Origin of the sequence: Planococcus sp. A6 (genome assembly GCF_028823615.1) — a bacterium.
Taxonomy (GTDB): Bacteria; Bacillota; Bacilli; order Bacillales_A; family Planococcaceae; genus Planococcus.
Map to the genome: position 1 here is coordinate 1 of NZ_JAPEHT010000148.1, position 7,372 is coordinate 7,372.

The 7,372-nt window shown below is 47.3% G+C and carries 7 protein-coding genes; all 7 read left to right on the top strand.

Annotation, left to right across the window (positions count from 1 at the left end):
• Positions 1–1,470: DNA translocase FtsK (locus ON064_RS16020; RefSeq protein WP_274625552.1), on the top strand; the 1,470-nt coding region annotated here is incomplete at its 5' end.
• 154 nt (positions 1,471–1,624) lie between these two features.
• Positions 1,625–2,938: a UDP-N-acetylmuramate--L-alanine ligase gene (gene murC / locus ON064_RS16025; RefSeq protein WP_274625553.1), complete on the top strand. Its 1,314-nt coding sequence runs from the start codon at positions 1,625–1,627 to the stop codon at positions 2,936–2,938.
• A 187-nt stretch (positions 2,939–3,125) separates the two neighbouring features.
• Positions 3,126–3,620 carry a DUF948 domain-containing protein gene (locus ON064_RS16030; RefSeq protein ID WP_058381125.1) on the top strand — a complete coding sequence of 165 codons (495 nt, stop codon included), beginning with the start codon at positions 3,126–3,128 and terminating at the stop codon, positions 3,618–3,620.
• Positions 3,621–3,656: 36 nt separating this feature from the next.
• Positions 3,657–4,466 carry a YtxH domain-containing protein gene (locus ON064_RS16035; protein ID WP_274625554.1) on the top strand — a complete coding sequence of 270 codons (810 nt, stop codon included), beginning with the start codon at positions 3,657–3,659 and terminating at the stop codon, positions 4,464–4,466.
• Positions 4,467–4,483: 17 nt separating this feature from the next.
• Entirely contained in the window at positions 4,484–4,813 is a 330-nt protein-coding gene (gene ytxJ, locus ON064_RS16040) for a bacillithiol system redox-active protein YtxJ (RefSeq protein WP_058381123.1), read from the top strand.
• 249 nt (positions 4,814–5,062) lie between these two features.
• Positions 5,063–6,148 (top strand): bifunctional 3-deoxy-7-phosphoheptulonate synthase/chorismate mutase, encoded by a 1,086-nt coding sequence (locus ON064_RS16045; protein ID WP_121301160.1) that lies wholly within the window; start codon positions 5,063–5,065, stop codon positions 6,146–6,148.
• Positions 6,149–6,343: 195 nt separating this feature from the next.
• A complete protein-coding gene (ccpA, locus tag ON064_RS16050) occupies positions 6,344–7,342 on the top strand; it encodes a catabolite control protein A (protein WP_274625555.1) in 999 nt (332 codons plus the stop codon).
• Positions 7,343–7,372 lie beyond the last annotated feature (30 nt).

Genomic DNA, 7,372 nt, shown 5'->3' on the forward strand with positions numbered 1-7,372 from the left:
ACGGCATTAATAGAGAAAACCGCAGCTGAACTTGTAAATGATGATGAAAAAAGCTATACCGGGTATCAATTGCCTGGTCATGAGTATCTGCTAGAGCCTGAAAATGACTTGAAAGATGAAGCGTGGATGCAAGAACAAGGCGAGCGCCTTATCGAAGCTTTGTCCCATTTCCAGATCAAGGCGGAGATTGTCGGAACGGTACAAGGGCCGGCCGTCACCCGTTTTGAGCTGCGTGTGGCGCAAGGAATCAAAGTGAGCAAAATCCGCAACTTGGCCGATGATTTGAAATTGGCGCTTGCGGCCCGTGATATCCGCATTCAAGCGCCGATTCCCGGAAAAAGCTCGATTGGCATCGAGATCCCGAACCGTCAAAGCCGCGCAGTGCGTTTGTCGGAAGTTATCGGAAGCTCGAATTTCAAGGCTTCAGATTCACCGCTTGAAGCAGCACTCGGTCTCGACTTGGCCGGGAATCCGGTCACGCTTGATTTGCGTAAGATGCCACACGGCCTGATCGCGGGCGCTACAGGGTCGGGGAAAAGCGTATGCATCAACTCGCTGCTCGTGAGCCTGCTGTACCAATCTTCGCCTCGCGATTTGAAAATGCTGTTGATTGACCCGAAAATGGTCGAACTGGCTCCTTACAACCATATTCCGCATTTGGTCAGCCCGGTCATTACAGATGTCAAGGCAGCGACCGCTTCTTTGAAATGGGCTGTGGAGGAAATGGAACGCCGTTATCAGCTTTTTGCCCATACAGGGGTCCGCGATTTGGATCGTTACAATAAAATGGTCAATGACAAAGGACAGCCGGCACAGCATCTGCCGTATATCCTGATCGTCATCGACGAATTGGCCGATTTGATGATGATGTCGCCTTCTGATGTGGAAGATTCCATTTGCCGCATCGCCCAAAAAGCACGTGCCTGCGGAATCCATCTGGTGATCGCCACCCAACGTCCGTCAGTGGATGTTATCACAGGCTTGATCAAATCCAATATTCCGACGCGCATCGCTTTTTCCGTTTCGTCGCAAGTGGACAGCCGGACGATCTTGGATACCCAAGGAGCTGAGCGCTTGCTTGGGCGAGGGGATATGCTGTATTTGGGGAACGGCATGGCCGCGCCGAACCGCTTGCAAGGAACTTTCGTGACGGATGATGAAATCGAAAAAGTCATCGCCCATGTTCGTGCACAAGGCGAGCCTGATTATATCTTTAAAGAAGAGGAATTGATCCAGCGCAGCCAGTCGCCTGCCGAACAGGATGATTTATTTGAGGAAGCCTGCCGCTTCATCATGTCGCAAGGAAGCGCGTCGACTTCATTATTGCAGCGGAAATTCCATATCGGCTATAACCGGGCCGCCCGTTTGATGGACCTGATCGAAGAATACGGGTTCATCTCCGAACAGAACGGCAGCAAGGCGAGAACGGTGCTAATTACGGAAAGCGATATCGAGGAAGTGTTCCGTTGAACCTAGAAGCCGCCAGAATTACAGGAATTATTGATTATTTCAGTGCCTCCATAGTTTGTGATATAATCGGAGCATTGTGAAAAACCACCCAGCTATTGATTCCGCACAGGCGGTTTGACTAGACTAATTTTCCACTCCCACAGGAGGTTCATTTATGACAGTACTACATTTTACGGGCATTAAAGGCTCTGGCATGAGCGCGCTGGCCCAAATCATGCATGATATGGGCGAGTCGGTACAAGGCTCTGATATCGCGCAGCATTTCTTTACGGAAGAGCGGCTGCGGGAGAGAGGCATCACGATTTTGCCTTTCGATCCCGAAAATATTTCGCAGGATATGACAATTGTTGCCGGAAATGCATTTAATGACGAACATCCAGAGCTGGTCAAAGCCCGTGAAAGCGGCGCAACCATCATCCGGTACCATCAATTCCTCGGCGATTTGATGAAGCAATACGTATCGGTCGCCATCACCGGCGCCCACGGGAAAACTTCGACGACCGGGCTTATGGCGCATGTGCTGAACGGTTATAAGCCAGTCTCGTATTTGATTGGTGACGGGACGGGATCGGGCCAGGAAGATTCCCATTTCTTCGTAGCGGAAGCATGCGAATACCGCCGCCATTTCTTGGCGTATCACCCGGACTATGCAATCATGACCAATATTGATTTCGACCATCCCGATTATTTCGGCAGCATCGACGATGTCTTCAAGGCGTTTCAGGAAATGGCGCAGCAAGTGAAGAAATGCATCATCGCTTGTGGGGATGACGAATACTTGCAGCAAATCCAAGCGCCGGTGCCGGTAGTCTATTATGGTTTTGGCGAGGAAAATGATTTCCAGGCACGCAATATCGTCAAATCGACGGAAGGCACGACGTTTGATGTCGTTATCCGCAATGAATTCTTCCATACGTTCACCATTCCGATGTACGGCGACCACGCTGTGTTGAACGCACTCGCTGTTATTTCGCTATGCCAGTATGAAAGCATCCCTGCAGACATCATCCAGCGTCAATTCGTGAGCTATGAAGGCGTTAAGCGCCGCTTTACGGAGACGGTCATCGATGACCGTGTGCTGATTGACGATTATGCCCATCACCCGACAGAAATCCGTGCCACTTTGCAATCGGCGATCCAGAAGTATCCGGAGCGCGAACTGATCGCGATTTTCCAACCGCATACATTCAGCCGTACGCAAACTTTCCTCCAGGAATTTGCTGATTGCCTGCAGGAAGCAGATCATGTCTATTTATGCGATATCTTCGGTTCTGCTAGAGAAGAAGCCGGCACTTTGACGATCCGGGACCTTCAGGAAAAAATCGAAGGCAGCCAGCTGCTGCAATTGGAAGATATCGAAAAACTGGCTATCCACAATAATGCAGTATATCTTTTCATGGGAGCTGGAGATGTAACGAAATTCCAGCAAGCATATGAAGAAGTTTTAACAACGCCGAAAAAAGCCTAACCATTACATATGGTTAGGCTTTTTTCTTATGGAGACAAAAAAGGCGTCGCAAATACAAAAATGTTTGGTTAAGTAGGGAGGCATTTAAAAGCTTTTGCCGAATAATATTAGAGGCGTGTTTAAACCCATATAGGGCAGGGTAGAAAACAGGTATACGAAATTTAACTAAACCGAAGGAGGAAACAGAATGGATTGGTCAATCTTGCTTTACATTGCCGCGATTGTCGCCGCTGTTGGATTTTTAATTTTATGCGTAGCGCTGGCGATGACCTTGAATTCACTCAAGAACACATTAAAAGAAGTTTCCGGCACTGTTTCAGGGCTGGAGAACCAATTGCAGGGAGTCACGTTGGAGACGACGAACTTATTGCATAAGACGAACGAACTTGCAGAAGACATTACGGTCAAATCAGAGAAATTGAATGGTGTTGTCGATGCGGTCAAAGGCGTCGGAAACTCCGTAACAGACCTGAACTCTACGGTACGCCACATCACTTCACGCGTCGGCGTGCAAGTTGAGCAGAACGAAGATAAAATTGCTCAAGTGGTTCAGTGGAGCAATGTTGCAATGGGCATTGCTGATAAATGGAAAGAGCGTAAAGTATACCAAACACGCAGCACAGAGCAGTACACGCCAGTTCCTGGCCAAAAGAAATTGCCAGGCAGCAGCGACCAGTATTAGTACCATCAAATCACCAACATAATGGAGGAATGGACAATGGGAAAAAACAAAAATACTTATTCGAAACCTGATTATAATGAATCCCAGTACAACGGCGAGTATTATACGCAAGGCGGCAAATACAGCGACCAAGGCGGACAATACGAACAAAGCCAATATGTACCGCAATCATACGGTTCCTCAAGCCGCTACGACGATCTATACGATTACGAAGAATCGAACGGCGGATCCGGCTTCCTAACAGGCATGATCGTCGGCGGTCTTGTCGGAGCGGCGGCAGCTTTGTTCTTCGCGCCTAAAGCAGGAAAAGAATTGCAAGCTGACTTGAAGACGCAAGCGACTACCATCAAAGAAAAAGCACAGCAGTCGAAGGACTCAAGTGATTCAAATGATGGCCCTGGCTTCACGCAACAATTGAAAGAACAGTCGACAAAAGTGGTCGATAAAGTGAAGAACATGAAAGGCAGCAATTCACCGATGGATGACGGCACGGCTTCATCTGAAGGCGAAGAAAGCGTAGAATTGCTGGAGACTGTACAAAACAAAGTCGATAACGGCGACAAAGCCGGAAACGAGGCGTTCACATCTACAGCCAATGCTTTGAAAGAAGCGGTTGAAGAAGTGAAGGAAGAAAACAAATCAAGCCATAATGACTCGAAGACATCAGCAGGCACAAATGCCTCTGCAAGCCTTCAAGGGTCGGCTGATGCAAAATCTTCTTCAAGCGCTAAAGGCTCTGTATCTTCACAAGGATCTTCAAATGCTAAAGGGTCTTCTAATTCACAAGGCTCCTCGAATGCAAAAGGATCTTCAAATCCACAAAGCAATCAGAACAAAAAGAATTAATTTTGGGAGCGGTTGAAATGGAAAACTTTGTACATGTGAGAAACTTGGATGAGCTTAAGCAAGCGGTCGGCAATGAACAGCATTATTGGCTGTTGAAACATAGCAGCACTTGCCCGGTCTCAGCAGGCGCATGGAAAGAATATTCAGAGTATGCATCATTGCATCCCCATCAATTATTCCTTTATCTCGTCGTCCAGGAAGACAAAGAACTTTCGACGTCTATCGAGGAAATAACTGGGGTTCGCCATGAATCGCCTCAACTCTTCCATTTTGCCAGCGAGCAAGTTGACTGGCATGCGAGCCATAATAAAATCAAAAGCAAAGCGATGGAAGCATTCATCGCCTAGCCCAAATGCAATAATAGGAAGAGCGGATGGATTTATTCCATCCGTTTTTCTATGGAAAAAAATATTTCCTGAAACAGCTGTGCGCCCCGCCATGTGTACATTCTACCTTCGAAATTCCTCATGAAAACGCTTTAGCGCGTTGAATCGCTAAACATATTTCGTGACTTTGCTGAATAGTTTGCTTATAATGGTCATATCGTGTTAATATGACACCTATTATAGGGTCACTCTTGAAAGGGGAAGTGGAGAATGAGTCAGACAGAATTGGAACAGCTTAGAGAACAAGTGGATGCAGTAAACCTGCAAATTCTTTCTCTTATCAACGAGAGAGCTTCCGTGATCCAAGAGATCGGAAAAATCAAGGAAAAGCAAGGCGCTACTAAGTACGATCCATTACGCGAGCGTCATATGCTTAATCTATTGAAAGACAATAACAATGGTCCACTCGATCAAAAGACGGTCGATCATATTTTCAAGGAAATCTTCAAATCGGCACTCGATATGCAAGAAGAGGACAGCCGTAAAGCACTTCTCGTTTCCCGCAAGAAAAAAGCGGAAGACACAATCGTTTCCGTCAACGGCGAGAACATCGGCGAAGGCACACCATCGTTCATCTTCGGCCCATGTGCTGTTGAGTCGCAAGAGCAAGTTGACCAAGTAGCACAAGCTATCAGCGACAAAGGCTTGAAACTGATCCGAGGCGGGGCTTACAAGCCGCGTACATCGCCATATGATTTCCAAGGACTAGGGTTAGAAGGCTTGAAGATGCTGAAAAAAGCAGCTGATCAATATAAGCTTGGCGTTGTGACAGAAATCGTGACACCGCATCATCTGGAAGAAGCATTGGATTACCTGGATGTCGTTCAAGTCGGCGCACGCAATATGCAGAACTTCGAACTATTGAAAGCTGTTGGGCAGATCAACAAACCGGTGCTCTTGAAGCGCGGCATGTCTGCAACGGTCGATGAGTTCATCAAGGCAGCTGAATACATTATCGCTAACGGGAATGACCAGATTATCCTTTGCGAGCGGGGCATCCGCACATACGAAAAAGCGACGCGCAACACGCTGGATATTTCCGCGGTGCCGATCTTGAAACAAGAAACGCATTTACCGGTCTTCGTGGATGTTACCCATTCTACTGGCCGCCGCGATTTGCTATTGCCTGCAGCTAAAGCGGCAATCGCTATCGGAGCTGACGGCGTGATGGCAGAGGTCCACCCAGATCCTGCAGTCGCACTTTCTGACGCACAGCAGCAAATGAGTTTGCCGCAATTCGATGAATACTACGATTCATTGATGAAATTCATGAAGCAGTACGAATTGAAAGTATGAGCAAAAGCCGGACTCGTTCCGGCTTTTTTGTGTTTTAAAAGGCAGGCAGCGGGGAAAGGTCATGGAATAAGGGCTTAAAGATGGACAGTTTCATGAACTTTCCCGATAAGCGCTGTTGCAATACATAATAAGAGTTGATATTCATAAAGCGGTTATCGTATCATTGAATGAAAGAATGGAACAGGAGGGCGCAAAATGACCGTTACGATTTATGATGTGGCACGTGAGGCAAATGTTTCCATGGCTACCGTATCCCGGGTAGTGAATGGCAACCAGAATGTAAAACCAGCCACAAGAAAAAAAGTATTGAAAGTGATCGAAGAACTCGGCTATCGTCCGAATGCCGTAGCTCGCGGATTGGCGAGCAAGAAAACAACAACGGTCGGCGTCATTTTACCCGATATATCGAATAGCACGTATTCTGAACTGGCACGGGGCATTGAAGATATCGCGACGATGTACCGCTACAATATCATCCTGTCCAATTCCGACCAAAATCCGAACAAAGAGCTTCAATTGCTTGAAACGATGCTCGGCAAGCAAGTGGATGGCATCGTCTTCATGAGCGATGTCATCTCGGATGAATTGCGTAAGGAAATGGAACGCTCCCCGACACCGATCGTGTTAGCGGGTTCAATCGATGATACAGCATCGATCGCTTCCGTTAATATTGATTATTATGCAGCTGCCTATGAAGCGGTCAAGAAATTCATCGACAGCGGGCATAAGAAAATCGCTTATATTTCAGGTCCGTTATCGTCCGAGATCAACCGTGAACATAAGCTGAAAGCCTATCAGGATGCATTGCAGGAAGCAGGGCTCGATTATGATGAGCGCCTTGTCGTCGAATGCAATAACACCTATGAAGAAGGCCTGGAAGCTGTGAGTGAACTGGAATCGATTGAACCGACAGCTTATTTCGTCAGCAATGATGAAATGTCCATAGGCGTCATCCATGCAGTGGAAGCGCTCGGCAAAAAGATTCCGGAAGATGTAGAAGTCATTACTTACGAAAACTCGAAGCTCGCCCGCATGGCACGTCCAATGTTGACGGCTGTGGCATTGCCGCTTTACGATATCGGTGCGGTGTCGATGCGCTTGCTGACAAAGTACATGAACAACGAAGAAATCGAAGAAAACCAAGTCGTTCTGCCTTATCGCTTGGAAGAACGTCAGTCCACTAGGCATCAATAGATTTCTTTGATTCCGTTTATTCAATAGAAA